Origin of the sequence: Intrasporangium oryzae NRRL B-24470 (assembly GCF_000576595.1) — a bacterium.
Lineage (GTDB): Bacteria > Actinomycetota > Actinomycetes > Actinomycetales > Dermatophilaceae > Intrasporangium_C > Intrasporangium_C oryzae.
In genome coordinates, this window is sequence record NZ_AWSA01000094.1 from 1 (window position 1) to 3,198 (window position 3,198).

3 protein-coding genes are annotated in these 3,198 nt (G+C 71.8%); 1 reads left to right on the plus strand and 2 read right to left on the minus strand.

Annotation, left to right across the window (positions count from 1 at the left end):
• Nucleotides 1-1,220 (minus strand): MFS transporter (locus N865_RS21070; RefSeq protein ID WP_051511205.1); only part of this gene is annotated, 1,220 nt, incomplete at its 3' end.
• Nucleotides 1,221-1,432: 212 nt separating this feature from the next.
• Here N865_RS21070 and N865_RS21075 point away from each other — a divergent pair.
• Nucleotides 1,433-2,251 (plus strand): alpha/beta fold hydrolase, encoded by an 819-nt coding sequence (locus N865_RS21075; RefSeq protein ID WP_034810242.1) that lies wholly within the window; start codon nt 1,433-1,435, stop codon nt 2,249-2,251.
• A gap of 76 nt (nt 2,252-2,327) precedes the next feature.
• Here the strand turns inward: N865_RS21075 and N865_RS21080 are convergent, their stop codons facing one another.
• Nucleotides 2,328-3,023, minus strand: coding sequence for a LuxR C-terminal-related transcriptional regulator (locus N865_RS21080; protein ID WP_034810243.1), 696 nt, complete (start codon nt 3,021-3,023; stop codon nt 2,328-2,330).
• Nucleotides 3,024-3,198 lie beyond the last annotated feature (175 nt).

The window sequence follows — 3,198 nt, forward strand, 5'->3', positions numbered from 1 at the left end:
AAGAGCACGACGAACCCGCCGATGATCCCCGTCAGCTGCAGCCCGGTCGCCGCACCCGCGGTGACGTCGTCGGACCGTGCGGCAAGGGTGACGAGCACGCCCGCGAACGCCATCCCGACGAACGTCCAGAGGGTGACCACAGCGCCGCCGCGACGGTCGGCGAGGCGCCCGCCCCAGACCCGGCTCACCGAGCCGAGCAACGGGCCGACGAAGGCGATCTGGGCGGCGTGCAGGCTGGCCGCCGACGTCTGGGCCGGCGTCGGGGCCGCGCCGGCGGTGAGGCCCGCGAGGAAGGTCTGGTTGAGCACCTGCCCGAACGCGAAGCCGAAGCCGATGAACGACCCGAAGGTCCCGATGTAGAGCAGGGAGATGAGCCAGGAGTCGGGGTGGCGCAGCACCTCGAGCATCGCGCGCGGGTTCGCCGTCTGGTGGTCGAGGTTGTCCATGAAGACGGCCGCACCGACGCTTACGACGGCGAGCAGGACGAGGTAGACCGCGCAGACGACCTCGGGGCGGCGGTTGCCGAGCGTCGCGATGACGAGCAGGCCGACGAGCTGGACGACCGGCACGCCGATGTTGCCGCCGCCCGCGTTGAGGCCGAGGGCCCAGCCCTTCATCCGCTGCGGGAAGAAGGCGTTGATGTTCGTCATGGACGAGGCGAAGTTGCCGCCGCCGAGGCCGGCCAGGGCCGCGACGAGGAGGAACGTCGTCAGCGAGTGGCCCGGGTGGACCATGAGCCACCACGTCAGGGTCGTCGGGACGAGCAGCGCGACGCCGCTGACGATGGCCCAGTTCCGGCCGCCGAAGAACGCTGTCGCCATGGTGTAGGGGACGCGAAGTACCGCCCCGACGAGGGTCGGGACCGCGACGAGGAAGAACTTGTCGGCCGGGGTGAAGCCGTAGACCGCCTGCGGCATGAAGAGGACCATGACCGACCAGATCGACCAGATCGAGAACCCGACGTGCTCGGTCGCCACCGACCACACGAGGTTGCGCCGGGCGACCTCCTTGTTGCCGGCCTCCCAGGCCGCGGTGTCCTCCGGGTCCCAGTCGCGGATGACCCGGCTGCGTGGCGCCGTCAGCTCTCGGAAACGGCTCGGGCGCGGCGGGGCGAGGGTGCCGACCCCGGTCCCGTTCGTCATCGGTGCCGCGGTCGGGCTGGTCGGCTCTGACGTGGTGTCGGCGGCGCTGCCGGGGGTGCTTCCGGTCGTGGTGCTCACGGTTCCTCCATGGGGGCGACTCGTGGCTCGGCGCTGGTCGGCCTCGCGTGTCGCACACGCTAGGAAGGGCGTGTTGCACCGGGTCGACCCTGCGTGAAGGGTCCGTTACATCGGACTCACGCCTCGCCCGACGGGTGGTGAGGTCGACGGTCGGCGACCGCGGGGTCGTGGGCGAGCGAGCCGTTCACCACCTCGCGCCCTAGGCTCCCCGTGTGACCTCGACCCCGCTCAACACCCTCTCCGTGGGTACCGCCGGCCCCCGGGTCGCCTTTCTCCACGGCCTCTTCGGCCAGGGCCGCAACTGGAACCAGATCGCCAAGGCCGTCGCGGGCAGCCACGGCAGAGACGCACGGTGTCTGCTCGTCGACCTGCCCGACCACGGCCGCTCGCCCTGGTCGACAGACTTCTCCTTCGATGCCTACGCCGATGCCGTCGCGACGACGCTGCGGTCGGCCGCACCCGGTGAGAGGTGGACCGTCGTCGGCCACTCGCTCGGCGGCAAGACGGCGATGGTCCTGGCCCTGCGGCGTCCCGAGCTCGTCGAGCGCCTTGCGGTCGTCGACATCGCCCCGAAGAGCTACGGCTCGCTGGAGCGGTTCGAGGGCTACATCGCGGAGATGCAGGGCCTTCCCCTGGATGCGGTGACGAGCAGGGCCGACGCGGAGGCGCGCTTCGAGGAGCCGGACCCCGGGGTCAAGGCGTTCCTCCTGCAGAACCTGCGCCGCGAGGGGCATCGCTGGTACTGGCAGGCCAACCTCGAGCTGATCGCTGCCGACGCCGCTCGCGGCACGGGGTCGCGCATGGCCGGGTGGCCCGCTGAGGTCGAGTCGCTCCCGCCGTACGGTGGGCCGGTGCTGTGGATCGCCGGTGGGGACTCGCGGTACGTCAAGCGTGAGGACGGCGACCACATGCGGGCGTTGTTCCCCAGGGCCAGGCTGCTGACGATCAAGGGCGCGGGGCACTGGGTGCACACCGACGCCCCTGAGATCGTCGTCGGTGCCCTCCGCCGCCTCGTCGCCACGCCCGCCTGACCGCCCTCCGACACTCCCGGTCGATGTATCGGCGCGGCCCAGGGGCCGCGCCGATACATCGACCCGGAGGGAGGCGTCAGAGGAGGCGGCGGCCCATCGCCCATGCCGTCAGCTCGTGGCGCGAGCTCAGCTGGAGCTTGCGCAGCACCGATGACACGTGCGTCTCGACGGTCTTGACCGAGATGAAGAGCTCCTTGGCGACTTCCTTGTACTGGTAGCCGCGGGCGATGAGCCGCATCACCTCCCGCTCGCGGGCCGAGAGCCGGTCGAGCTCCTCGTCGATCTCTGCGACCTCGCCGGCGGCGGCCCCGAAGGCGTCGAGGACGAAGCCTGCGAGGCGGGGGCTGAAGACCGCGTCTCCGTCGGCGACCCGCACGATCGCGGTGCGCAGGTCCTCGGCGCTGATCGTCTTCGTCACGTAGCCACGGGCGCCGGTCCGGATCACGGCGATGACGTCCTCGGCCGCGTCGGACACCGACAGAGCGAGGAACCGGACGGGAAGCCCGGACCGGCTCTGCACTCCCATGCAGGCGCGGATGACGTCGGAGCCGCCGTGGCCGTTGCCGCCTGGGAGGTGGACGTCGAGCAGGACGACGTCAGGCTGCTCCGCGGTGATCACCGCCGTGGCGGTCTCCACGGTGCCGGCCTCGCCGACGATCTCGAGGTGCTGGCCGGTCGGACCGTCGAGGCTGCTCAGCTCGGCCCGGACGCCGGTGCGGAACATGTGGTGGTCGTCGACGAGGACGACGCGGATCGTCCGCTGCTCGGTCATGGGGTGGCTTCCTCGGCTTCCGGGGTGACAGGGGCGGCGATAGGGGTGGCGATAGGGGTGGCGACGGGAGTGGTGATGGGGGCGGCGACGGAGGGCGCCACTGGGGTGGGAGCCGCGGGCGCGGGCCCCGGCGCGGGCCCCGGCTCGGGCCCCGGCTCGGTAGCGCCCGAGGTCG